Raw genomic sequence first — 22,892 nt, 5'->3', positions numbered from 1 at the left:
CGACGGCCGGCCAAGCTCGCTCGCGGCGCCCTCTCTCCTCCTTCGCGATCAGCCGAACGACTTACCGCAGGAGCACTTTTCTCGCGCGTTGGGATTGTCGAAAACAAAGCCGGAGGATTCGATACCGGTGACGAAGTCGACGGCCATGCCGGCAACATGCGGTTGGGAGTCGGCGTCCACGAACACCTTGATCCCATCTGTCTCGACAACGGCGTCGCCCTCGCGCGGTACGCTCTCCAGGCCCATTGAGTATTTGAAGCCGGAGCAACCGCCGGCCTCAACCATGATGCGAAAGCCTTCCGCGGGCTGACTGGCGGCGGACAGAGCGGTCTTGACGGCGGCAACGGCCTTGTCGGTGAGCGTGATCATGGCTCGCTTCTCCTCGATGCGGACTGCGGATGCCCGTGCATGGACCGTGCCAACGGGAAAAAGCCGTTTTCGACCAGTGCGACATCCCCAACACTTCTAAAATTCCGGTTCGGAATTGCCGCAGAAGCGTCGACAATCGACGCGTATTGTCGGGTTCGTCGGGTCCGCGACACCTGGGTGGGCCCGAATTCTCTCTCGGACTGCAGGCAAGCCAGGTTCCCGGATAGGTCCAGGAAATTGGCACGCCTTTTGAGGCTCCTCTTGGCGAGGGCTAAGGCTCCCAACCACACAATATGCGCAAAGCAGGGGTTAAGACATGCACCAGCGCGAGAAACCTTCGCCGGAGACCATCCGGCGAGCACGCGAAGACTGTCCCACCATCCTCAGCCGCGATCTCGCCGGCAAATTGGGCATTTCGGAAGCCGAGCTTTACGCGGCACATTGCGGTTTTGGCGCGCTGCGCATCGAGGCGCGCGTGAATGATGTGCTTACCGGTCTCGAGGCGGTCGGCGAGGTCATAGCGCTGACCCGCAATGACAGTGCCATGCATGAGAAGATAGGCGTCTACGACAAGGTGTTCACCGGCAACCATCGCGCCATGGTGCTCGGCAATGACATTGATTTGCGCATCTTCCCGAAGGAGTGGACGCATGGTTTTGCCGTGGAGACACGCGAAGCCGACGAGATCCGCCGCGGGCTGCTGTTCTTCGACGCGGCAGGCGAGGCCGTGCACAAGATACATCTGAGACCGCGCTCAAACCTCAATGCATATCGAAAACTGATAGACGAGCTCCAATCCTCCAACCAGGAGCCGATCATCTCGGTTGAGACGAGGTCGGCCGAAAACGAGGCAAAGATTTCGGACCAAGCGGCCACGGTCGACGACCTGCGCGAGCACTGGAGTCAGCTGACCGACGTGCACCAGTTCTACGGCATGCTGAAGGCGCTCAACCTCAGCCGCCGCCAGGCGGTGCGCATGGTCGGGGACGACTACGCCTGGCTGCTCGACCATGCTGCGCTTGGATCCATGTTGCAGCGTGCGGCCGAAGACGAGATGCCGATCATGTGTTTCGTCGGCAACCGAGGCTGCATCCAGATCCATTCAGGCCCAATCAAGACGGTCAAGCAGATCGGGCCTTGGATCAATGTGGTCGACGAGACCTTCGGCCTCCATCTCAGGACCCACCACATCCGCGAGGTTTGGGCCGTGCGCAAGCCTACCAGGGACGGCCACGTCACGTCACTTGAAGCCTATGGCGCCGACGGCAAGATGATCATCCAGTTCTTCGGATTGCGCGAGGAAGGCGCACCCGAGCGTGACGACTGGCGGCTCCTGGCCGAGAACCTGCCGCGCATTCCCCGTTCAACCGCTGCTTGAGGCAACGCCGATGCATGTTGATTTCCGTTCTCGGGCGGCGTGCGGGCCGCTACTTTGGACTTTGTTGACCATCGCTTTGCCCGCGGAGGCCAACCAGGGCACAGCTGTCCTCTGCGCCTCACCGCCGATCGCCTCGAGCGTAGGCTCCCCAGGAGCGCTTCCGCGCTTGTCGAGGATCGCCGCCGCTGTTGCGGTGAGCCCCAACCTGAATCCGGCGGTAAAGTTGCTCAATGCAGGCAAACGCGTCCGTTGGCCGCCGGCGGGTATGGTGTCAGTCAATTGTCCGGGGTTACCGCCGTATTACGGGCGGGAGGAATTGGTCCAGGTGAAGTCGATTGGCGGCACCGTAAAAATTCCAGAGGACGGACTCCACAAAGGGCATCCTCGAATTTTCCACGGAGGCAGGGCGCTCGGTGTCTAATACGGAGGAAAGCCCGCGTCCAACACGGATGTAAAGCGCTGTCGCGGCCCAAGGCGCGTCAAAGACGCTATCGCATCCTGTTCGGCGCAATCCGCAATGCGGCTAGATTCTTGCCACGAACAGCAGCACAGCAAGGGTCGGGCTGATGGTGCCACCAGGGCGGTCGAGAATTTCTGCGATTACCAGCAGATCATGGCGAGGCCATCGCCATCGCAGGCCAATGGTGATCTTGTACGCAGACCTGGTGGGGCTGCCGATCCCCGGATTGAGCTATTTGCAGCGCCTTGATGGCGTAGGCGCGGCAGGTCTTCTTCTTGCCGTAGCCGCTTCCGGTCGCGGCCCTGATCTCGGGCCCGCCCAACCGTAGGACGGCAAAGGCAATTATCTCGCACAAGCGATGGCCATCAGAAGGCTTTTCCATGTGCGCACAGGTTCACTATGTCATTGGTCATATAGCCTCCGCCGGATTGGTCTCAGCAACCCGACTTTATGAGCAAGTGTCGATGAAGAGCGCAAAGCCGCTCGCTCGCTTGTATGGGGTGATGTTTGTCAACTTGATCTTTCAGTCGTTCCGTCTCCTTGTTCGTTCAACTGTGGCGCCCATATGTTCCTGCTTTGGCTTCGGGGTCCATTGGGGCGCCGCGCGCAGTGACGGTCAAGGGTGGGCCTTTGGCCCATCGCGAAGCGACTTGCCCTTGATGGTCACGAGCACGGCGGCAGGAAGCCATGTGAGCGACCGGGATCACCACCACCTCGGATCGTTATCGGCAGACGCTATTGCAGCTGCCAAACTTCAATGCTCGTCCTGTCGAACGTTCCTCCATGCTTTATACCGGACGCAGGGCTACTCCCGTCGGGATCTCGCCGGTCGTGACAAGTCGCCAGAATGCAATCAGTAGCTTGCGCGCCAAAGCCACGATCATTGTCTTGCGCGTACCGCCACGGCCATCGGCCGTTCTCGCGCAAAACCAGTGCGCCAGGGCGCTGTCTTTTTGGAATTGGAGGAACCGCCAAGCCAACAGGATCATGCCGTAGCGGACGCGAGCGTTGCCGGCCCGCGCAAGACCTTTCTCGCGCCTGCGTTGGCCGCTCTCATCTGGCGCCCCGGTAAGTCCGGCATAGCGCGCGACGGCTCTCCGATCACGCAGGCCGCGTGACAGAATCTCATGCACCAGCATGTCCGCAGTCTCGATACCGACACCGATGATCCGCGCAAGAAGGCGAACCATCGCGAGCGGACCCTTCTCCGTGTCCAGAGCCACCGAGAGCTGCCGCAGCCGCTCCTGTTCGATCTCGTGGATTTGTTCACGCAACAGGTGAAGCCGTCCGAGATTACGGCGCAACTCGGCTCGGCTTCGTTCTGGCAGGGGCATACCTTCCGCCGTATGCAGAGCTTCCAGTTTCTCGGCAGCCTTGCGCAGATTGGGTTTGAAGGTGCGAATGCCGAAACGAGCGAGGATTGCCTTGATGCGGTTGACGATCCGTGTACGTTCGCGGACGAGATTGTCTCGTTCACGGTTCGGACGGCGGGCCTCCTCCTCATCGATGGTTGGGATGGCTGCCATGCTGCAGTGGCGCTTCTCGCCCCGCAGCCAGCCAAGAAAGGCGCGCATCAGCAGTTCGGTATCGAGGCGATCGGTCTTGGCACGCCGATGTTCGCGGGAAACCGCGACGCTCGATGGATGTATGACATAAGCCTCGACAGCGTGCGCCTGGAGCCAGCGCGCCAACCAAAAGCCGTCGCGTCCAGCCTCATAGGCGACAACCATGCGCCGGACTTCGCGCCCGGCTTCGATGGCTTCGCTGCGCCAGCGGCGCAACAGCCTGAGCACCGAATCCGGGTCGGCATCGAGCTTCTTGAGAGGATTACGTTCAAAGCCAGGGACCGTCGCAGCAATGAGCCACTTTGTCTGGCTCATCTCAATCACTGCGACCAACGTGCTGTCCTGATCAAGGGCGGTAAGGGATTTGCTTGCATCAAAGGATGGTGACATGGGGGCGCTCCTTAGGTAGCTGCTCAACAGCGCCGAGGGTGCCACACGCTCGCCGCCGCCCATAGCATCTACAGCGCTTGTGGAGAGCGCGCAGCGAGCGGCTTTGCTGCCGCCGAGCTGTGTCCGGAGTGGCAGGTGACCTCGGTTCCATACTTGGCCTGCGTGCCAGGCTCCCCATTCGATCTTCATGCAGTGTGTCGTGTCTGGAACGGACAAGAATGTCTGAGGCCTGCCAAAAGGGTAGCCTCATGCGGACCGCTGCAACGCAGAATGACTGGGCCGCCAATGGTGCGCTTGCTCGGCACGCAACTTGCTCGGTTTTATCATCAGAGGCGTGTCGGCGGTGCGTTGCGGAGCCCAGCGGTGACGAACAGCTCAGCGATCTCAGCCGAGCGCGTAAACGCCTGACCCAGGAGAACCAAATGACGACCCACCCGGTTCCAGATCATGTCCCGCCGGAAATGGTGCGCGACTTCAGCCTCTTTTCGTCGCCAGGCATGTCACCGACGCCCAACGGCGACCCGCACGCAGCAGTCGCATGCGTGCATGACGGACCGCGAGTCTTTTATTCGCCCTGGAACACGCGTACGGGGCAAGGTGCTTGGGTCATCACTCGCGCCGCAGATCAGCGCCGGGTGCTGCAGGAGACGGAAAACTTTTCCAGTCATCGCAACATCTTCGCATCCGCACTGGGCGAAGACTGGCCGACGATCCCGCTCGAAATCGATCCCCCTTCGCATGCCGTCTTTCGCTCATTGCTCAATCCGCTCTTTTCGCCCAAGCGCGTAACGGAACTTGAGCCCGCCATCCGCGAGCGGGCGATAGCGCTTATCACGAGGATCGCCTCGTCGGGAACAAGCTGCGATGTCATGAAGGATTTCGCCTTTCCTTTCGCGGTCAGCATCTTCCTTCGTTTCATCGGACTGCCGGAGCACCGTCTTGAGACGTTTGTTGCTTGGGCGAGAGATCTGCTCCACGGCGATGAGGTGAGACGGCCGGCGGCGGCACGGACGATTGTAGCGTTCATAGACGAGCTGGCGGCGAAGCGCCGCAAAAAGCCCGTCGACGATTTCATGAGCTTGATTGTGCAGGCGCAGGTCGAGGGCCGCGGGCTGACAGACCTGGAGGTCCGTGGCATTGGCGTGCTCGTTTTGGTGGCAGGGCTCGACACGGTCGCTACAGCCATCGGCTTTGACTTGGCCTATCTCGCGCGAAACCTGGACGATCAGGAATTGCTCCGAAAAGAACCGGACCGGATCGTGCGCGCAGCCGAAGAACTGCTGCGCGCCTTTCCGACCGTCCATCTGGTCCGCGTCGCACGGAAGGATATCGACTTCGAAGGCGCGCCGATCCGCAAGGGGGACTTTGTTTCCTGCGCCACAATGATTGCAAATCGTGACCCAACGGAATTCGAAGACCCCAACACCGTCGACCTGACCCGAGAAGGCATCCGCCACGCCGCCTTTGGCTATGGCCCCCACCGTTGCCTTGGCTCACATCTTGCCCGCCTCGAAATTGTCATTGGCCTGGAGGAGTGGCTGGCGCGCCTGCCGCCCTTTCGGATCCAGGAGGGAACAGCTCCCATCACCCATGGCGGCCAATTGTTCGGCATTGAAAATCTGATCCTGGACTGGGCCTAAACCTAGCCCGGCCTGAGCCGGGGGCACAGACGTTGGAGGTCGCCTTGCGCATCATCGTTCACAAAGCCAGATGTCAGGGTCATGCGCAATGCTGGGCGCGGGCGCCGGCAGTCTTCAAGCTGGATGAGGCGGGCTACATTCTACCCGGTGACATCGAGGTGGCGGAGGGGGAGCAACTGCTTGCGTCGGATGGCGTGCGATCCTGCCCCGAACTTGCGTTGGAAATCGACGATCCACCCGCTGTGCGACTTGTTTCGGAGGGCGCTTTCAAACCGAAGAGAGCGGTCCCGGAACACGTCAGCACCACGGAGTTTGCGACTGACCCGATCGGACAAGCAAAAATTGCTGAACTGCTCGACCGCGAGGCGATCCGCGACTGCCTTTATCGGTATTGCCGCGGGACAGACCGCGCCGATGAGGCGGTGCTGCGCAGTGCATATTGGCCTGACGCCCACGACAGCCACGGAGCGTATCGCGGCACGGCCGAGGGCTTCATTCGGTTCGCGCTCGATATCTTCAAGACGCGACCGCGCAACATCCATCAGATCACCAACATTCTGATCGAATTCATTGATGCGGCGGAGGCCACGGTCGAGAGCTATTTCACCGCGCTGCAACGTGGACCGGACAAAGACGGAGAGGTACGCCAGACATTTCTATGCGGGCGCTACTGCGATCTGTTTCAAAAGCGGGAAGGGGAATGGCGAATTGCCGAACGGACCGTTGTCTATGATTGGCTCGAGGAGCAGATCCCATCCTCGGTGCTGGAGGCAGAACGCTTCGGCACGCGACAGCCGATTGGGGCGCCGTATCCGGACGATCCGGTCTATGCGTTGGGCAAGCGTTCCATTGCTTCTCACAACACGGATTTCACCGATTCCGAACCGCATCAGTAGGAATACGGACTATGACAACTTTCCAACGCCACTGCGACACCTGCAAGGGAAAGATGGCCGGCAGAGAGCTCGCTACAGCGTGACCGCCACAACTCTCTGCTGCGACCCAGGAGCGCACCGAGGACGCCAGTGTGGGGGCGCATTCCCTTCATTGGTCAATCTTCAACGCCTAGTGATTGCGACGGGTAGCGCGGTCACTTGGAAGGCGAGTTCAACGCGTGCTCATGTCGGTCGAACCACCGCCCGATTACGGTTGAGCCGGCGCGTGCCCAGGGTCGGTCACCATGTTGCTCGCGGGCAGGGCGCCTGCGTCGCGAAAACAAGCCGGGAGAACGGGACCATGTCCGCCGATAAAGACGCATCTGTCGGCGCCGCCCAATGCACCTCTATCGAGCCGGAGAGGAGTTTCGACGAGCATGTCCTTAGCTGCGTTCTGTCGTGTGCGCTCAAGGAGGTCCAGGCTGGCGAAACGACAGCGACGGAGTCGACAGGCCTTTCCCTCGCCGAGCTGCACCAGGTCCTGCCCCCGGCTTTGTCCGCAACCGCTATGGCAGTCTTAGCCTTGGAAGACGTCACCGATCCTGAGCCAGGCATGGAGGAAGAACTTCTGCGCGGGCTGCTGCTGGCGCATGCCCGGCCGAGTGACCCGGCGAGCGCGCGCTTCGCCAAGATCGTCGCCCGGCGCGCCATGCGCGATGACCATCTGTGGCAGGATCTTGGTCTTCTCAATCGGGGCGAGCTCAACCGCCTGCTTGCCACGCATTTTCCGATGCTTGCGGCCGGCAATACCCAGAACATGAAATGGAAGAAGTATTTTTACCGCAAGCTCTGTGAGGCCGAAGGGTTTTCGCTATGCACTGCGCCCAATTGCCGGGAATGCAGCGATTTCGACAGTTGCTTCGGCCCGGAGGAGAGCGAATCTGAAGAAGGCGTCATATTTGATTTGGGGGCCGCTCTTGGTCACGAGGCCTTGAGGCCTTGATCGCCGTCGCGCCACAAGCGCTTTTCCCGGCGCCGCTGTATGGAGGAGGGGATGTTCATCGCCTCGCGATATTTGGCGACCGTGCGGCGAGCGAGATCTATGCCGCATTCCTTGAGCCGGTCAGCGATGTCATCGTCAGAAAGCATGTTATCAAGCGATTCTTCGGCGACCATCGCCTTGATCCGATGGCGGACAGCTTCAGCCGAGTGCGCGTCACCCCCTTCGCAAGAGGCGATCGCGACGGTGAAGAAATATTTGAGTTCGAACACGCCGCGTGGGGTGACCATGTACTTGTTCGACGTCACCCGGCTCACGGTCGACTCGTGCATGTTGATCGCATCAGCGACGGTCCTGAGATTGAGCGGCCGTAGATGGGCGACGCCGTACTCCAGAAAGGCATCCTGTTGGCGCACGATTTCGGTGGCCACCTTAAGGATCGTCTTGGCGCGCTGGTCGAGGCTGCGGATCAACCAGTTCGCGTTTTGCAAGCATTCATTGACAAAATTCATGTCCTTCGATTTTTTGGCGGCTCGGCTCGAAACCTCCGCAACATAGCTTTGATTGATCAGCACCTTGGGCAGCGTGTTCGGATCAAGTTCGATCTGCCATCCACCTCCGGGCGAGCGCAGCACCCATACGTCCGGTATCACGCATTCCGGCGTTCCCGACTGGAATGTGTTTCCAGGCTTTGGGTCGAGCGCACGGATTTCCTGCAGCATCTCGAGAAGATCTTCTTCATCGACGCCGCAACGCTGCTTCAATGTCTGAAAATCGCGTCGCGCAAGCGTCTCAAGGTTAGCAACCAAAACCGCCATTGCCGGGTCGAAGCGGTTTCGCTCGCGCAACTGTATCTCAAGACATTCGCTGAGCGATCGTGCGAAGATTCCAGGAGGATCCAGGCGCTGCAAAACGCCGAGCACCCGTTCCACATGGACCAGCCCGACGTTTAGGGTATCAGCCAAGTCCGAAGGACTTACCCGAACATAGCCGGTGTCATCCAGATGACCGGCCAGCTGATGAGCGATCAGCCGCTCGTGCGGTGTGAAGGGGGTAAGGGAGATCTGACGAGCGACATGGTCGTGCAACGTTTCGGGTAAGGCGACAAACTCCTCGTAGGCAGGTCGCTCGCCCGGCGCGGTGCTGGTTGCATTCGGCAGGGACTTGCCTTGCCTGGGCAGGTCCGGCGGCCCTGCCCAGGCCGGTCCTTCGATCTCGCCATTCAGCCCTTCGTCTTTTGGCGCATGCTCCAGAAGCGGATTTTTCTCGAGCTCCTGGTCCACGAACTGGTGCAGTTCGGCATGCGTCAGCTGCAGCAGGCGAATTGACTCGATGAGTTGAGGCGATGCTGCAAGCGCCTGTTTCTGAAGGAGGCTGAAGGACGATTTCATGGTCAGTCCGGTATTCCTGTCAAACCAGCCCTTGGCCGTGGCCAATTGGATCTCTCACAGGTCGAAGGTTCCAAGCCGCGTCGCGTTCGACCGACCTCAGGGGGCGCGCACGTCAGAGGCTCCCCCTTTGCGTCGCATAGCGTCGTCAAAACGCAGTTGCGCATGGCCGATCTGAACCAGCTCACGCCGCGTCCTTCAACGATTGAAGGACGTTCTGCGGGGATGAGACGCCATAGGGGTCGGTCTCGCAGTTATCGGAGAAACCATCCTCCTCAAACCACTGCTCCACGACGCCATCGTTGAGTAGAGCCGCGTAGCGCCAGGAGCGCATGCCGAAGCCCAGATTGTCCTTGGCAACCAGCATGCCCATTTTGCGCGTGAACTCGCCAGACCCGTCCGGGATCAGCTCGACCTTCTGTAGGCCCAAGGACTTTCCCCATGCATTCATGACAAAGGCATCGTTGACCGAGAGGCAGTAGACCGCGTCGACTCCTTCTTTCTTGAAGTCCTCGTAGAGGTCTTCGAAATTGGGGAGTTGGTAGGTCGAGCAGGTCGGGGTGAAAGCGCCAGGCAGCGAGAACAGGATGACGCGCTTGCCGGCAAAGTAGTCGTCGGACGTTTTTTCTTCCCAACGATATGGATTGGGTCCCTGGATTGAATCATCGCGAACACGCGTAAAAAACGTGACGAAGGGGACCTTCTTTTGACCGGTCATCAACTTGCTCCTTTTGAAAAAACTGGCGCACTGGATTTTACTGAGGCTGGCGCATTGCCGCGCTGGGGTGCTGCCGGGGCGCGAGACGATGCTTACGGGCCTCGCGATTCTTTCCCCGGTCGGGTGTATGGGAAACGGCCCGGCTCCAGATCTTCGGACCTCCAGACCGGGCGATGCGCAGCCTTCATGCACGACAATCAACGCGGCCTTTGTGGGTCGTTTTGTGCTTCGCGTGCCAGCCATGGTTCGGTATCCGCTTAGTCGCGTTCAATGGGCTCTGAGCACGAGGCGCAAAAGGCATGCCATTTGCAATGAAGCTGCTTCTGCACGAAGGTCTCGCTTTCGGGACGACGCCTTTTGTCAAACCGGATGCGCGCCATGAGGTGTGTAGCGTGCCTGGATTGCGCTTCCGCCGGCTGGCAAACGATGCAGGCCACAGCGCAAGCCTACGCCCCGGTGCCACCGCAGCGGTGCGCCGTAGCGGTGTTGGCGAGGCATGACTGAAGCGAACGCACGCCATGGCCGCAAGTCATGGCTGCCGCTCTTCGGCAAATCGCCATGATCCCGCGCCAGCGACAGACCGAATTGGGCTCGGCCAGGATCATGACAAGTTTGGCGTCCCAACCGCTTCGCCGTTGGCACGATCGAAACCACTGTGTCGGAAACGGAACCAAAAATGTGGCAATACCGACGATAGGTCGCCAAGCCGCCGCTGGTTAGCGGGAAGGTCTCTCCCGTCAGGAGGTGTAGGTTGCACCTTTCGGGCCGAATAGGAACACAGTGAGGGCGGCGAGGAACGTGGCTACTGCGCTGTAGGCAAACACGCTGGCGACGCCGGCATTATTGACGAGCAGTCCGCCGAAGATCGCGCCGGCTGCGATGGCTATTTGAAAGGTTGAGGTCATCAGCACACCGGCGCTTTCGGCCTGCTCGGGAACGGCGCGAAGCACCATCCAGGTTTGTACCCCCACCGGCACCGCACCAAAGCCAAAGCTCCATACAGCAACCGCAATCGCCGAGGCGGAGGCCGATGCTCCAGGCATCAGCAATGAGACAGCGGCTATTGCCATGAGCAGGGGCGGCAGCGCCGCGACTGCCTTGAGACTGTACTTGGCCAGGTATGCGCCGGCTACATTGCCGAAGAAGCCGCATACGCCAGAAATGAGCAACAGCAGCGAGATTGTCTCGATACGGAGCGCGGGAATCTTCTCGAGGTAAGCCCGGACATAGGTGAAGCTGGCGAAGTGCCCAGAAGCGACCAGCAGTACCACCAAAAGCGCGACCCTGATGGTTGGCTTCTTGATCACACTCAGCAGACCGCGGACGCCAGCCATTTCAACCGGCGGCAACAACGGGAGCGTTATGAGTTGCACCAGCAATGTAACGGCATTGACGGCTGCGACGATCATGAAGGTGGCTCGCCATCCCCAGATGTCGCCGACATAGGCGCCGATTGAGGCGTGCAAACAATGGCGACCGAAACGCCGGTTAGGATGATTGATAGGGCGCGCGGCAAGAGATGATTTGGAACGAGCCGCAGCGCCAGCGATGCCGAAATCGACCAGAAGCCTCCAAGCGCAATGCCGAGCACGACCCGTGTCGCCAGGAAAACCGGCAGCGACCAAGCGAGCACAGCCAAAAGGTTGGACAGGATCTGAAGCAGCATCATCGCCCAGAGCACCACACTGCGGTCCAGGCGCTTTGTTATGAAGGCGATCGTCGGCGCAGAGATCGCCGCGGCAATCGCCGTCGCTGTCATGGTCTGTCCAGCCGCACCCTCCGTGACATGCAGATCATGGGCGAGCGGCGTCAGCACGCTCGCAGGCAAGAGCTCTGCCGACACCAACCCGAAGGTGCCCAGGGCAAGCGATATGACCGCGCCCCATGCGGGACGAGACCGTTGATCCGGCTTTTCTGGGCCGTGCAGACGAGCCTTCATGGAACCTGTCGCGAATTCAGTCATGAATAAGCTCGCCAGCTTGGGTGCAACTGCAACATGAGTTGGCGCATTGACCCCCATTCATCCCAGGAGCGCCGCCCTCGCCGGCGGCGTTGCACGAGGGGAATGTTGATCGCTGCCCGACTTGTTGTGACAGCGCCGCGTGCAATATCAGTGCCGGTTCTCGAAGCCGGACGAGGATGTGATCGTCGGCAGTCGCCGGATCCGGCATGTTCCATGCCGCGTTGGCGGGCCAAGCTCGAACCAGCCAGGCGCAACCAGCTACCGAGTACGAATCGGATGTCCCGCGGCGGAGGCGCGCCGGTCCTTGCCGCCGCAGGCAGCCAAAACTCGGCTCCAAAGCGAAGGCCCAGCTTCTTCCGCGTAGCCGTTTCGAAGCCGACGCCTCGTGTCGGGCATTGTCGGGTCCGCTACAGGGCTTGTTCGGACAATCGCTTGTTTGGCAGCAAACACATGTTGGAGCTCAGGCTAACTCGCGGGACAGGAATGACAAAATCCCCGTTCGCATCAGCAAGTTCACTTGGCACGAGTCTTGAGACCCTTCCGGTGTGAGGCGGCAAGAGCTGCCCATCGGCATTCATATCGCGGCCAGCCGCGACGGATGGAACGAAGGAAGGAAATCTATAATGTCAGGTCTGCGTCAGATCGCCTTTTACGGAAAGGGCGGCATCGGCAAGTCCACCACCTCCCAAAACACGCTCGCCGCCCTGGTCGACCTCGGGCAGAGAATCCTCATTGTCGGCTGCGATCCGAAAGCCGACTCCACCCGCCTGATCCTGAATTCGAAGGCTCAGGATACTGTCCTGCATCTGGCGGCGCAGGAAGGTTCGGTGGAAGATCTCGAGCTGCAGGACGTGCTCAAGATTGGCTACAGAGGCATCAAGTGCGTGGAGTCCGGCGGCCCGGAGCCGGGTGTTGGCTGCGCCGGCCGCGGCGTCATCACTTCGATCAATTTCCTCGAAGAGAACGGCGCCTATGACGATGTCGACTATGTCTCCTACGACGTGCTCGGCGACGTGGTTTGCGGCGGTTTCGCGATGCCAATCCGCGAGGGCAAGGCGCAGGAAATCTACATCGTTATGTCCGGGGAGATGATGGCGCTCTACGCCGCCAACAACATCGCCAAGGGCATCCTGAAATATGCTCATTCGGGGGGCGTGCGACTCGGAGGCCTGATCTGCAACGAACGTCAAACCGACCGTGAGCTCGACCTCGCTGAAGCCCTGGCTTCCAGGCTCAATTCCAAGCTCATCCACTTCGTGCCGCGCGACAACATCGTCCAGCACGCCGAGCTCAGGAAGATGTCGGTTATCCAGTATGCGCCGGATTCAAAGCAGGCCGGAGAGTACCGCGCGCTGGCCGAGAAAATCCATGCCAATTCTGGCCAGGGCACGATCCCGACGCCGATCACCATGGAGGAGCTCGAAGACATGCTGCTCGACTTCGGCATCATGAAGACCGACGAGCAAATGCTTGCCGAGCTTCAGGCCAAGGAAGCCGCCAAGACGGCCGCGCAGTAACGACCGATATTGGTCGCCTCTCGAGTTGCGGCGCCTTGCAAAGCACGGCGCCTCATCGGTGAGGCGTGATCAGACACCTTGAAAGGGGTCCCATGAGCCTGGAATACGAGAACGATGGTGCTCTCCATGCGAAGCTCATCGAGGAGGTACTATCGCAATATCCCGACAAAGCGGCGAAGCGTCGCAAAAAACACCTCAGCATCGCAAAGAGCGGGGATGAGGCTGGCGGAGAAAGCGAGATCCTTTCCGAATGCGACGTCAAATCGAACATCAAGTCCATCCCTGGGGTGATGACGATCCGCGGCTGCGCCTATGCCGGCTCAAAGGGCGTGGTCTGGGGACCAGTCAAGGATATGGTCCATATCTCGCACGGGCCCGTTGGTTGCGGCCAATATTCCTGGTCACAGCGGCGCAATTACTATGTGGGCACAACGGGCATCGACACGTTCGGGACAATGCAGTTCACCTCCGATTTCCAGGAAAAAGACATTGTCTTCGGCGGTGACAAGAAACTGGAACAGATCATCGACGAGATCGAGGTGATGTTTCCGCTGAACAACGGCATCACCGTGCAATCGGAATGCCCGATCGGTCTCATTGGTGATGACACCGAAGCAGTTTCTCGCAAGAAGGCCAAGGAGTACGAAAAGACCATCGTGCCGGTCCGTTGCGAGGGCTTCCGTGGCGTCTCGCAATCTCTCGGCCACCACATCGCCAATGACGCGATCCGCGACTGGGTCTTCGACAAGAAGGACGTCGAGTTCGAGGCCGGTGCTTACGACGTCAACGTGGTCGGCGACTACAACATTGGCGGCGACGCCTGGGCCTCGCGGATCTTGCTTGAGGAGATAGGATTGCGCGTGGTCGGCAACTGGTCGGGCGACGCGACACTGGCCGAGATCGAGCGCGCGCCAAAGGCCAAGCTCAATCTCATCCACTGTTACCGCTCGATGAATTACATCTGCCGGCATATGGAGGAAAAGTACGGCGTCGCCTGGATGGAGTACAATTTCTTCGGACCGTCCCAGATCGAGACCTCGCTGCGCAACATAGCCAAGTATTTTGGGCCGGAAATCGAGGAGAAGACCGAGAAGGTGATCGCCAAGTACAGGCCACTTGTCGATGCCATCATCTCCAAGTACCGGCCGCGTCTCGAAGGCAATACCGTCATGCTTTACGTCGGTGGCCTGCGCCCCCGCCACGTCATCACAGCTTACGAGGACCTCGGCATGGTCATCGTCGGCACCGGCTACGAGTTCGGCCACAATGACGACTATCAGCGCACCGGTCATTACGTGAAGAACGGCACGCTGATCTATGACGACGTTACCGGCTACGAGTTGGAGAAATTCATCGAGGGCGTTCGCCCCAACCTCGTAGGCTCCGGCATCAAGGAAAAATACCCGGTTCAGAAGATGGGCATCCCGTTCCGCCAAATGCACTCCTGGGACTATTCGGGACCTTATCACGGCTATGACGGCTTTGCCATTTTCGCGCGTGATGTGGATCTTGCCATCAACAATCCCGTCTGGGATCTCTACCACGCGCCTTGGAAAGAACGCCCAGGCAGTGGGCGGGCGATAGCTGCCGAATAGACCCCCTGTCCGGCCGGGTCTCCCCAGGAGACCACGAACCCGGCGGTCTGTGAGCCCCGGATTACCGGAAACGTCTCGACCTATCTGAGCTGCCGATCGCGGCCAGATTCAAAAGAGGAATACCAATGCCGCAGTCGGCCGAAAAGATTCTCGACCACGCTCCCCTGTTCCGTGAGCCGGAATACAGGAAAATGCTCGCCGAGAAGAAGCTGAATTTCGAATGTCCGCACCCGGATCAGATCGTTGCCGATCAAGGCGAATTCACCAAGACCTGGGAATATCGCGAAAAGAACCTCGCCCGGGAAGCGCTTGTGATTAATCCCGCCAAGGCCTGCCAGCCGCTCGGCGCTGTGTTCGCGGCCGCGGGCTTCGAGCGGACCATGTCCTTCGTCCACGGCAGCCAGGGCTGCGTGGCCTATTACCGCTCGCACCTGTCGCGCCATTTCAAGGAACCTGCTTCGGCGGTTTCCTCGTCCATGACCGAGGATGCGGCAGTGTTCGGCGGCCTTAAGAACCTGGTCGACGGGCTCGCCAACACATACCAGCTTTACGACCCCAAGATGATCGCAGTTTCGACGACATGTATGGCCGAGGTCATAGGCGACGATCTGCACAGCTTCATCCAGAACGCCAAGGATGAAAACTCGGTCCCGCGCGACTTTGACGTGCCCTTTGCCCACACGCCGGCCTTCGTCGGCAGCCATATCGACGGCTATGACGGCATGGTCAAGGGTATTCTGGAGCACTTCTGGAAAGGCCAGCAGCGCACGGAAACCAAGGGAAGCATCAACCTCATTCCGGGCTTCGACGGTTTCTGCGTTGGCAACAACCGGGAGCTCAAACGTCTGCTCGATGTGATGGGTGTGTCCTACACCTTCATCCAGGACGCGTCTGACCAGTTCGACACGCCGTCGGACGGTGAATACCGCATGTACGACGGCGGCACTAAGATCGAAGAGGTGAGGGGGGCACTCGACGCCGAGGCAACGCTTTCGCTCCAGCACTACAACACCCGCAAAACGCTGGACTATTGCGGGCAAGTTGGGCAGGCCACGGCTTCCTTCCACTATCCGCTCGGCGTCGAGGCGACGGACGAATTGCTGATGAAGGTGTCGGCGCTTTCCGGCAAGGAAATCCCCGAGGCAATCCGACTAGAGCGCGGCCGACTGGTTGATGCCATGGCGGACAGCCAGTCCTGGCTGCACGGCAAGAAATACGCGATCTACGGCGACCCCGACTTCGTGTACGCCATGGCCCGCTTCGTCATGGAGACCGGCGGCGAGCCGACCCATTGCCTGGCCACCAACGGCTCCTCGGGCTGGCAAGCCGAGTTGCAGGAGCTGCTTGATGCCTCGCCCTTCGGCGCGGATGCCCAGGTCTGGGCCGGCAAGGACCTGTGGGCGATGCGCTCGCTGCTCTTCACCGAGCCAGTGGACCTGCTCATCGGCAATTCCTATGGCAAGTATCTGGAGCGCGACACCGGCACGCCGCTGATCCGGCTCACGTTCCCGATCTTCGACCGGCACCATCACCACCGCTTTCCGCTCATGGGCTATCAAGGCGGATTGCGCGTGCTGACCACGATCCTGGACAAGATCTTCGACAAACTCGATCGCGAGACGAGCCACACGGGCGTGACGGACTATTCCTATGACCTCACCCGGTAGAGACACGTGCCGGCTTTTCGCCCGGGCGGTTCGTTGCCGAATTGGGTTCGGGGCCTGACGCCATGACCGCGCTCAGTGCCAAGATCCAGGACGTTTTCGACGAACCCGCCTGCAATAAGAACCTCGGCAAGGATGCCAAGGTGCGCAAGCAGGGCTGCACAAGGCCGCTGACACCAGGAGCGGCAGCGGGCGGTTGCGCGTTTGACGGGGCCAAGATCGTCCTGCAGCCGATCACAGACGTTGCGCACCTGGTGCATGCGCCGCTCGGCTGCGAGGGCAATTCCTGGGACAACCGCGGTGCAGCTTCGTCGGGGCCAAGTTTGTGGCGCACAAGCTTCACAACCGACCTCACCGAACTCGAGGTGGTGATGGGGCAGGGCGAGCGGAAGCTCTTCAAGGCGATCCGCGAAATCAAGCAGGCATATGCACCGCCCGCAGTCTTTGTCTATTCGACCTGTGTGACGGCGCTCATCGGCGACGATATCGAGGCGGTCTGCAAGCGCGCCGCCGAGAAATTCGGCTTGGCCGTGGTTCCGGTCAATGCGCCGGGTCTGGCCGGCTCAAAGAATCTGGGCAACAAGCTGGCCGCCGAGGCGTTGCTCGACCATGTCATCGGCACGGTTGAACCGGACGACGCCGGGCCGTACGACATCAACATCCTTGGTGAATTTAACCTTTCCGGCGAATTCTGGCTGATAAAGCCGCTCCTCGATCGGCTCGGGATCCGGGTTCGCGCCTGCGTTCCGGGCGACGCGCGCTATCTCGACATTGCCTCTGCACACCGCGCCCGCGCGGCTATGGTGGTGTGCTCGACAGCCCTCATCACTCTAGCCCGCAAGATGGAGGAGCGCTGGGGCATCCCTTTCTTCGAAGGCTCGTTCTACGGGATTTCGGACACTTCGGAGGCGCTTCGCAGAATTGCCAAGCTGCTGGTGAGGAAAGGTGCCGATCCGGAGATCCTGGACCGCACAGAGACGCTGATTGCCGAGCAGGAGGCGATTGCGTGGAAGAAGCTCGAGGCCTACCGAGCCCGCCTTCAAGGCAAGCGCGTGCTGCTCAACACGGGTGGTGTCAAGTCCTGGTCGGTCGTCCACGCGCTGGTAGAGATCGGGATCGAGATCGTCGGCACCTCGGTCAAGAAATCCACGGTCGAAGACAAGGAGCGCATCAAACAGGTCCTCAAGGACGACAAGCACACATTCGAACAGATGCCAGCGCGCGACCTTTACGCCATGCTCTCTGCAGGCAAGGCCGATATCATGCTGTCGGGCGGTCGCACGCAATTCGTCGCGCTCAAGGCCAAGACGCCCTGGCTCGACATCAACCAGGAGCGCCAGCACCCGTATGCCGGTTATGACGGCATGGTGGAACTCGTACGGCAGATCGACCTCGCCGTTCACAACCCCATCTGGCGCCAGGTGCGCGAGCGTGCTCCGTGGGATTGGCCACCCCATGAGAACCACGAACTGGCGGGCACAAGCAAGGAATCCGAGAACCTGCACGCTGTCCAGGAATCCGCCTGCAAAACGCCGACGATTTGCGTGAGTGCTGAGGAGATCCGATGACGCATATCCTTCCCCAGACCAAATCAGCATCGGTCAACCCGCTGAAATTGTCACAGCCGCTTGGTGCAGCCTTGGCCTTTCTCGGCATCGACGGCGCAGTCCCGCTGTTCCATGGGATCCAGGGCTGCACCAGCTTCGCCCTCGTACTGCTCGTGCGGCATTTCAAGGAAACGATCCCCCTACAGACCACCGCGATGGATGAAATAACAACCATCCTCGGCGGGTCGGACAATCTGGAAGAGGCGATCCTCAACCTCAAGACCCGCACGACGCCAAAGTTGATTGGGGTCTGCACGACGGCTCTCGTGGAAACCCGAGGCGAAGATTGCGCAGGCGACGTCGCCGACATCAGGCTGAGACGCGCGAAAGAACTCGCGGGTACGGAAATCGTCCTGGCCAACACGCCTGATTTCGCCGGCGCCCTCGAAGAGGGCTGGGTCAACGCTGTTACCGCGATCATGGAAGGTGTTACGCGACCTGGCGAACGGGCGCGCCAGTCAAAAAAACTTGTAATCTTGCCCGGCTGGAACCTCACCGTGGCTGACCTCGAGCATTTGCACGAGATGGTCGAAAGCTTTGGCCTGCAATCGGTGATGTTGCCAGACCTCTCCGGCTCGCTCGACGGTACCGTGCCAGACCACTGGGTCCCCACCACCTATGGCGGAACGAGCATCGAGGATATCCGCGAGCTCGGCACGGCTGGGCACTGCATCGCCATCGGCGAGCATATGCGCCGCCCGGCCGAGGTTCTCTACAAGGCGACCGGCGTGCCTTACGTGCTGTTTCAGTCGCTGACCGGATTGAAGAGCGCCGACCAGTTCGTTTCGCTGCTGTCGGCTATTTCTGGCCAGCCTGTGCCGGCAAGCGTCCGCCGTCGGCGGGCGCAATTGCAAGATGCGCTACTCGACGGACATTTCCACTTCGGAGGCAAGAAAATTGCGATCGCTGCTGAACCTGACCAACTCTATCAATTCGGAGCGTTCTTCGTCGACATGGGCTCCGAAATCACGGCGGCCGTCACGACGACCGATGTGTCGAAAATTCTGGAAAAGATACCGGCGCAGTCGATTCAGGTCGGCGATCTCGGCGATCTGGAATCACTTGCAAGCGGCGCTGATCTTCTGGTCACCCACTCACATGGACGCCAGGCGTCGCAACGCCTTGGCATTCCACTCATGCGCGTCGGCTTCCCCGTCTTCGACCGGCTCGGCAGCCAGCACAAGCTCTCGATCCTCTATCAAGGAACCCGCGATCTGGTCTTCGAGGTTGCCAACATCTTTCAAGCCGACCGGCGTGCGCCGATGCCCGAGGAGCTTGATCCATTCCGCAGGCGGCAAACGCCAGGTGAGCCCTATGCGTCGCCTCTCACTCGTCACTGACGAGGTTCACCGTCCGATGCGTGAACGACAAGCAGGCGCTTTGCGCGTCGCAATCGCTACTCAGGACGTCAAGCAGCTCAATGCCCATTTCGGGTCGGCCAAGCGCTTTGTCATCTATGATATGACGCGCGAGGAGTGGGAGCTTGTGGAAGTCATCGAGTTCGACGACGTCTCCGACGAAAGTGGGAAACATCGGGCCGAGAGGGATGACCGCATCACACCGAAGGTAGAAGCGCTGAAGGGCTGCCACCTCCTGTTTTGCCTGGCGATCGGTGGACCTTCGGCAGCCAAGCTTGTTTCGGCAAAAATCCATCCGATCAAGGTGCGGCATACTCAGAGCATCCAGGAGGTCCTGTCTCGAACGCAGATGATGCTCAGGACCTGCCCTCCACCTTGGCTGCGCAAGGTCCTGGCTGAGGCAGGCATACAGAAACCGCCCTTTGAAGACGAGGACTGAAATCAGGAGGCAAAATGTCCGACCCTTCGATTAACCCTGCCGTCGCCGGCGACGAGGCGGCGCTTGCCAGCCCGTTTCTCAAATGCCTTGTGCGGCTGATCCGTGCTCAGGATTCCCATGGAGCGTGGGAAGGCCAATCGGAAGTCGAGCTGCTGGCAGACTTCATCGTCAGCAAGGAACAGCGCCGTACGGTTCCAATCATCGGCGATCCCGATCCGGACGTGCTGTGGAGGCTTGATATGTTCTACACCGCCGTTGGGCTGGCGATCGAGGAGCGCTGCGGCCTGATGGCATCGCCGATGATGGAGTTGAGCCATGAGGGCTTTGGGCGCGTGCTTTTCACGGCCGGGCGGTTGGTCGCTCTCTCGAAGACGCTGCGCGACGTCCATCGGTTCGGGTTCGAGACGCTCCGGAAGCTCGCCGAGGCCGGCACGAAACTGGTCGGCGAAGCAATCGCAGCCATCGAAACCTATCCCGAGGTCGCGCGTGCGTAATGGAAGCAGGTTTCGAGCAACGGGTCATGACAGGTCTTGAGCGGCGCGACGGCCTCTACTCAGCCGATCCGGTACAAGCCGATGGGGCTTTTGAGGTAGCGACGATGAAGCCACTCGTCCTGATCTGTTCGCAAGATGCCGAGCTCTATCTGTTCCTCAGCCACATACTGGAGGTGGACGGCTTCGACAGTGAGCCGGCAGGCGGGGCAAAGGAAGCGCTTGCACTGGCGGACGAACGGGAATTTCAGGCCGTGGTGCTGGACTGCGGGCCAGCGAGCATATCCGGCCCCCAATCTGCTCTCGGCTCAAACAGGAACCCCGGACCGGCGGGCTGCCCGTTGTCGCCCTGATCGCGCCCGGTGCCGAGGACCAGCACCTCAGCCTCCTCAAGGCTGGCATAGACGAGAGCTTTGTGCGGCCGATCGCGCCGGCCAAGCTGCTGGACTGTCTGCGGGCGAAGCTGGGGCTGCCCAGGCGGGGTGAAAATGGTCTTGAAAATGGCGGCTGGCTGTCCTGTGGCGGCCTCGAGATGAAGCTCGACGCCCACCAGGTTCGCGGTAATGGTCACGACATCCATCTCGGACCCATCGAGTTCAACGTGCTGCGGCTTTTGATTGAAGCCCCCGGGAAGGTCTTCAGCCGGGACGAACTTATCCGCGCGGCTTGGCCGCCCAACATCCATGTCGGGGCACGCACCGTCGATGTCCATATCAGCCGGATCAGAAAAGCCCTTCAGGCGGCTTTGCCCGGCAGCGTCATTCGCACGGTCAGGTCGGCCGGCTACTCGCTCGATAAGCCGGACGGCTGAATCAAGTGCCGGGTGTGGTGGCCCCCCGCCATCGCGCTGTGAGCCGGTCTTGCAGCCAGAACGGCACAAAACGAACGCCCAGAACAAAGGCAGGCAAATGGGTTTTAGAAGCATCCTCTGCGTGACCGGCGCTGACCATTCCGATCAGGACGTCACAACTGCCGCCGGCTTGTGTGCCGAAGCCGGCGCGCATCTTTCCGTACTGATCCTACCGCCTCCGATGCTCATCATGTCGTATCCGATCGGAAATGGTGTCCCCGAATGGCCTGTGGGACGTGGACTGGCAATTGCCAGATTGTACGATCGTTTTCGGGAAATCGAACGATTTACACAGGACGTGGCCAAACTGGAAAGACGCTCCAAAGATCTCCAGAACCTGCTGAGATCCATGTCGCTCTCGTTTGACATTGATACCGACTGCTGCGATCCGGCTAGCCTGGGTGAATTGGCACGACAGCGGGCGCGCTGTTCCGACCTCACGATCATCGGGCCGGGCCTTCTCAATGACGAGACTCTCGGACCTCCTGTCGTCAACGGCTGCTTGTTCGATACGGGAAAGCCGGTGCTCGTTGTGCCCAAGGGGGCTGAGGCAACACTGTGGCCACGGCGCGTCCTGGTCGGTTGGGATCCGCGCGTCGAGGCTTCCCGTGCGGTTCGCGAAGCGCTGGGTCTCCTCTGCGTTGCTGAGGACGTTCGTGTGGCCCTGGTCGACCCGAAGGCGAACTACAACGGGAAGGGCGCGGAGCCTGGAGCCGACATTGCTGCCTATCTCACTCGACACGGTGTTCGGGTGTCGGTTGACCTACTGCCAAGTGCCGGCAAATCGGCCGCCACGGTGCTTGCCCAGCACGCAATCGACACGTCTGCCGAATTGATGGTCATGGGCGCTTATGGCAGCCGCCGACTACGGGAGCGGCTCTTTGGCGGTGTGACGCGATGGATATTCGAGAAGCCGACATTGCCGCTGTTTTTGGCGCGCTGACTCGTCGGGAGTTGCAAATATGCTGTTCAACGCTCTGCTTCTTCCCGGTGACCTATTCTGATGCCAGTTGGAGAAGAAAGGGGACGGCGAGAAGCCCCTTGCAGCCATCTGACGCGGTGCTACCGCGAATATTTCCCCCTTCAATTGCGCCTGGGTTCCGCCAACCCGAGATGACGCCGCACGCGCATACCGAGCGCCGCGCAGGGACGCTGCTCCCGCAACCACGGTTTCTAGGTTGAGAGAAAGAGGCGTTTCAGCGCGGCGGCCGAGTTCCGACCCCTCGCCGCCGGCCAGCACCGCCGTGGCAGACCATGTCCGCCGACAATACCGCGCGCGACGCGTCGAAGATCAGGGGCGGGGGCGCCACTGTTCCCCGACTGGCCTGGTTGTCGAGGCAATAGCGCCACGGCGTGATCCACATCCTGAAGCCGCGTGAGTTCGAGCAGCTCAGCGTTGCACTCCGCCCGTTAGGGGCGGCCACGGGAATATTTGCTTGTCCGCGCCCGCTTTCTCCGGGCGCCGGGGAAAGCCGAACCATACCCGCCCACAACAGAATGCTGCTAGCGGTTGGCATGGATCAGTGCGGCGGTGAGGGTGCTGTGAACCGCATAACTCGACCGGCAGGACCCGATAAGGCCCGGGATCGTGATGCCTTTGCACTGACGGCAGACAGCCATGCGGA

At 60.5% G+C, this 22,892-nt stretch carries 18 protein-coding genes and 2 pseudogenes; 15 read left to right on the top strand and 5 right to left on the bottom strand.

All coding sequences use genetic code 11. The annotated features are described in order from the left end of the window. Positions 1-48 precede the first annotated feature (48 nt). A complete protein-coding gene (locus ACVDG8_RS13210) occupies positions 49-369 on the bottom strand; it encodes a HesB/IscA family protein (RefSeq protein ID WP_447255048.1) in 321 nt (106 codons plus the stop codon). Positions 370-685: 316 nt separating this feature from the next. Here ACVDG8_RS13210 and ACVDG8_RS13205 point away from each other — a divergent pair, with 316 nt between their 5' ends. Beyond that, the gene (locus tag ACVDG8_RS13205) at positions 686-1,747 is read left to right on the top strand and encodes a hemin-degrading factor (protein ID WP_447255047.1); all 1,062 of its coding nucleotides are present in this window, start codon (positions 686-688) and stop codon (positions 1,745-1,747) included. Between the two features lie 1,248 nt (positions 1,748-2,995). Here ACVDG8_RS13205 and ACVDG8_RS13200 read toward each other — a convergent pair. Beyond that, a complete protein-coding gene (locus tag ACVDG8_RS13200) occupies positions 2,996-4,162 on the bottom strand; it encodes an IS110 family RNA-guided transposase (RefSeq protein ID WP_447255046.1) in 1,167 nt (388 codons plus the stop codon). Between the two features lie 422 nt (positions 4,163-4,584). Here ACVDG8_RS13200 and ACVDG8_RS13195 point away from each other — a divergent pair, with 422 nt between their 5' ends. The 4 genes and pseudogenes from ACVDG8_RS13195 (at position 4,585) to ACVDG8_RS13180 (ending at position 7,680) form a co-directional block, all read left to right on the top strand. Next, positions 4,585-5,802 (top strand): cytochrome P450, encoded by a 1,218-nt coding sequence (locus tag ACVDG8_RS13195; RefSeq protein ID WP_447255045.1) that lies wholly within the window; start codon positions 4,585-4,587, stop codon positions 5,800-5,802. A 32-nt stretch (positions 5,803-5,834) separates the two neighbouring features. Continuing rightward, a pseudogene (locus tag ACVDG8_RS13190) lies at positions 5,835-5,969 on the top strand (ferredoxin); the annotation flags it as partial. 159 nt (positions 5,970-6,128) lie between these two features. Further along, entirely contained in the window at positions 6,129-6,698 is a 570-nt protein-coding gene (locus ACVDG8_RS13185) for a nuclear transport factor 2 family protein (protein ID WP_447257327.1), read from the top strand. A gap of 340 nt (positions 6,699-7,038) precedes the next feature. Next, positions 7,039-7,680 (top strand): nitrogen fixation protein NifQ, encoded by a 642-nt coding sequence (locus ACVDG8_RS13180; RefSeq protein WP_447255044.1) that lies wholly within the window; start codon positions 7,039-7,041, stop codon positions 7,678-7,680. On the opposite strand, the gene rpoN is transcribed toward ACVDG8_RS13180, so the two are convergent. The 3 genes and pseudogenes from rpoN to ACVDG8_RS13165 form a co-directional block, all read right to left on the bottom strand. Then, positions 7,659-9,068 carry an RNA polymerase factor sigma-54 gene (rpoN, locus tag ACVDG8_RS13175; protein ID WP_447257326.1) on the bottom strand — a complete coding sequence of 470 codons (1,410 nt, stop codon included), beginning with the start codon at positions 9,066-9,068 and terminating at the stop codon, positions 7,659-7,661. The two genes, ACVDG8_RS13180 and rpoN, sit on opposite strands and share 22 nt — an antisense overlap. A 181-nt stretch (positions 9,069-9,249) precedes the next feature. Next, on the bottom strand, positions 9,250-9,783 hold the full coding sequence (locus tag ACVDG8_RS13170; protein WP_447255043.1) for a redoxin family protein: 534 nt from the start codon (positions 9,781-9,783) through the stop codon (positions 9,250-9,252). A 737-nt stretch (positions 9,784-10,520) separates the two neighbouring features. Continuing rightward, positions 10,521-11,746, bottom strand: a pseudogene (locus tag ACVDG8_RS13165) (MFS transporter). 623 nt (positions 11,747-12,369) lie between these two features. Between ACVDG8_RS13165 and nifH the strand changes: the two are divergent. The 10 genes from nifH (at position 12,370) to ACVDG8_RS13115 (ending at position 22,210) form a co-directional block, all read left to right on the top strand. Next, on the top strand, positions 12,370-13,263 hold the full coding sequence (gene nifH, locus ACVDG8_RS13160) for a nitrogenase iron protein (protein ID WP_404926324.1): 894 nt from the start codon (positions 12,370-12,372) through the stop codon (positions 13,261-13,263). A gap of 92 nt (positions 13,264-13,355) precedes the next feature. Beyond that, positions 13,356-14,858 carry a nitrogenase molybdenum-iron protein alpha chain gene (gene nifD / locus ACVDG8_RS13155; protein WP_447255041.1) on the top strand — a complete coding sequence of 501 codons (1,503 nt, stop codon included), beginning with the start codon at positions 13,356-13,358 and terminating at the stop codon, positions 14,856-14,858. Positions 14,859-14,983: 125 nt separating this feature from the next. After that, on the top strand, positions 14,984-16,525 hold the full coding sequence (gene nifK / locus ACVDG8_RS13150) for a nitrogenase molybdenum-iron protein subunit beta (RefSeq protein ID WP_447255040.1): 1,542 nt from the start codon (positions 14,984-14,986) through the stop codon (positions 16,523-16,525). Between the two features lie 62 nt (positions 16,526-16,587). Beyond that, positions 16,588-18,090 carry a nitrogenase iron-molybdenum cofactor biosynthesis protein NifE gene (gene nifE, locus ACVDG8_RS13145; protein ID WP_447255039.1) on the top strand — a complete coding sequence of 501 codons (1,503 nt, stop codon included), beginning with the start codon at positions 16,588-16,590 and terminating at the stop codon, positions 18,088-18,090. Further along, entirely contained in the window at positions 18,087-19,469 is a 1,383-nt protein-coding gene (nifN, locus tag ACVDG8_RS13140; protein WP_455707743.1) for a nitrogenase iron-molybdenum cofactor biosynthesis protein NifN, read from the top strand. Before nifE ends, nifN begins: the two co-directional genes overlap by 4 nt. Then, positions 19,435-19,926: a nitrogen fixation protein NifX gene (gene nifX / locus ACVDG8_RS13135; RefSeq protein ID WP_455707742.1), complete on the top strand. Its 492-nt coding sequence runs from the start codon at positions 19,435-19,437 to the stop codon at positions 19,924-19,926. The genes nifN and nifX overlap by 35 nt, the downstream gene beginning before the upstream one ends. 14 nt (positions 19,927-19,940) lie before the next feature. Continuing rightward, positions 19,941-20,420, top strand: coding sequence for a NifX-associated nitrogen fixation protein (locus ACVDG8_RS13130; RefSeq protein ID WP_447255037.1), 480 nt, complete (start codon positions 19,941-19,943; stop codon positions 20,418-20,420). Further along, complete coding sequence (locus ACVDG8_RS13125; RefSeq protein WP_455707741.1) at positions 20,420-20,770, top strand: hypothetical protein; 351 nt, start codon at positions 20,420-20,422, stop codon at positions 20,768-20,770. The genes ACVDG8_RS13130 and ACVDG8_RS13125 overlap by 1 nt, the downstream gene beginning before the upstream one ends. A gap of 62 nt (positions 20,771-20,832) precedes the next feature. Then, entirely contained in the window at positions 20,833-21,228 is a 396-nt protein-coding gene (locus ACVDG8_RS13120; RefSeq protein ID WP_455707740.1) for a winged helix-turn-helix domain-containing protein, read from the top strand. A 97-nt stretch (positions 21,229-21,325) separates the two neighbouring features. Continuing rightward, positions 21,326-22,210, top strand: a complete 885-nt coding sequence (locus tag ACVDG8_RS13115) for a universal stress protein (RefSeq protein WP_455707836.1) — start codon at positions 21,326-21,328, stop codon at positions 22,208-22,210. Positions 22,211-22,892 lie beyond the last annotated feature (682 nt).

It is taken from the genome of Mesorhizobium sp. ORM8.1 (assembly GCF_053005525.2).
The sequence above is the reverse complement of the archived record's forward strand: the minus strand, read 5'-3'. Positions and strand labels throughout refer to the sequence as shown.

Bases quoted from the DNA above. Each gene is read 5' to 3' on its own strand.
- ACVDG8_RS13210 (WP_447255048.1), bottom strand. From the start codon at position 369: ATGATCACGCTCACCGACAAGGCCGTTGCCGCCGTCAAGACCGCTCTG.
- ACVDG8_RS13205 (WP_447255047.1), top strand. From the start codon at position 686: ATGCACCAGCGCGAGAAACCTTCGCCGGAGACCATCCGGCGAGCACGC.
- ACVDG8_RS13200 (WP_447255046.1), bottom strand. From the start codon at position 4,162: ATGTCACCATCCTTTGATGCAAGCAAATCCCTTACCGCCCTTGATCAG.
- ACVDG8_RS13195 (WP_447255045.1), top strand. From the start codon at position 4,585: ATGACGACCCACCCGGTTCCAGATCATGTCCCGCCGGAAATGGTGCGC.
- ACVDG8_RS13180 (WP_447255044.1), top strand. From the start codon at position 7,039: ATGTCCGCCGATAAAGACGCATCTGTCGGCGCCGCCCAATGCACCTCT.
- rpoN (WP_447257326.1), bottom strand. From the start codon at position 9,068: ATGAAATCGTCCTTCAGCCTCCTTCAGAAACAGGCGCTTGCAGCATCG.
- ACVDG8_RS13170 (WP_447255043.1), bottom strand. From the start codon at position 9,783: ATGACCGGTCAAAAGAAGGTCCCCTTCGTCACGTTTTTTACGCGTGTT.
- nifH (WP_404926324.1), top strand. From the start codon at position 12,370: ATGTCAGGTCTGCGTCAGATCGCCTTTTACGGAAAGGGCGGCATCGGC.
- nifD (WP_447255041.1), top strand. From the start codon at position 13,356: ATGAGCCTGGAATACGAGAACGATGGTGCTCTCCATGCGAAGCTCATC.
- nifK (WP_447255040.1), top strand. From the start codon at position 14,984: ATGCCGCAGTCGGCCGAAAAGATTCTCGACCACGCTCCCCTGTTCCGT.
- nifE (WP_447255039.1), top strand. From the start codon at position 16,588: ATGACCGCGCTCAGTGCCAAGATCCAGGACGTTTTCGACGAACCCGCC.
- nifN (WP_455707743.1), top strand. From the start codon at position 18,087: ATGACGCATATCCTTCCCCAGACCAAATCAGCATCGGTCAACCCGCTG.
- ACVDG8_RS13130 (WP_447255037.1), top strand. From the start codon at position 19,941: ATGTCCGACCCTTCGATTAACCCTGCCGTCGCCGGCGACGAGGCGGCG.
- ACVDG8_RS13125 (WP_455707741.1), top strand. From the start codon at position 20,420: ATGGAAGCAGGTTTCGAGCAACGGGTCATGACAGGTCTTGAGCGGCGC.
- ACVDG8_RS13115 (WP_455707836.1), top strand. From the start codon at position 21,326: ATGGGTTTTAGAAGCATCCTCTGCGTGACCGGCGCTGACCATTCCGAT.